Here is a 690-nt window from a genome sequence, read left to right on the forward strand (position 1 = left end):
GACCGCACCACCCGTCCGTGCTAACCGAACTGCTGCTCAAGGTCCTTGAGCTTGCGCTCCAGGGAGTCGAGCCGGGGCAGCGCCTGGGTGTCGTCCTCGGCGGTGAGGTCCACGGTGCGGGCAGTCGAGGCCTCAGCGGTCCCGACGGCCAGGAGGGAGGGCCGGTTGCGCAGCGGCAGCTGTCCCGGCTCCGCTATGGCCGGCTCCGCGACGGCCTTGGGCGGGGAGCCCTGCCCGGCGCCGATCCCCTGGACGTCGACCTGGCGGCCGCCGTTCCTGCCGCGCCCCCAGGCCCGGTTCTGCCGGCTGAGCGCCTTGAAGTGCGCCCGGTCCAGCTTCTCCTGGTCCCGCCTGCGGAGCTTGTTCTCCTCCTTGGCGCGCTTGTCCTCGCGCACCTCCTCGACCGCCTCGTCCAGGGTGCGCACGCCCTCCAGGAGCATCAGCGACCAGGCGCCGAAGGTCTCCCTGGGGGCCCGCAGCCACCGGACGATCCGGATCTGCGGCAGCGGCCGCGGTACCAGGCCCTGTTCGCGCAGGGCCGCCCGGCGGGTCTGCTTCAGCGCGCGGTCGAAGAGGACCGCCGCCGAGAGGGACATGCCGGCGAAGAACTGCGGGGCGCCCGCGTGGTCCATGCCGCGTGGCGCGTGCACCCAGTTGAACCAGGCCGCGGCGCCCGCGCACGTCCACACG

1 protein-coding gene is annotated in these 690 nt (G+C 73.9%); it reads right to left on the minus strand.

Annotation, left to right across the window (positions count from 1 at the left end; genetic code table 11):
* Nucleotides 1–20: 20 nt before the first annotated feature.
* Nucleotides 21–690, minus strand: a 670-nt coding sequence (locus E6R62_RS37860; protein ID WP_136217949.1) for a DUF2637 domain-containing protein, incomplete at its 5' end; no start/stop codon positions are given.

The sequence above is a fragment of the Streptomyces sp. A1136 genome (assembly GCF_004795055.1).
Taxonomy (GTDB): Bacteria; Actinomycetota; Actinomycetes; order Streptomycetales; family Streptomycetaceae; genus Streptomyces.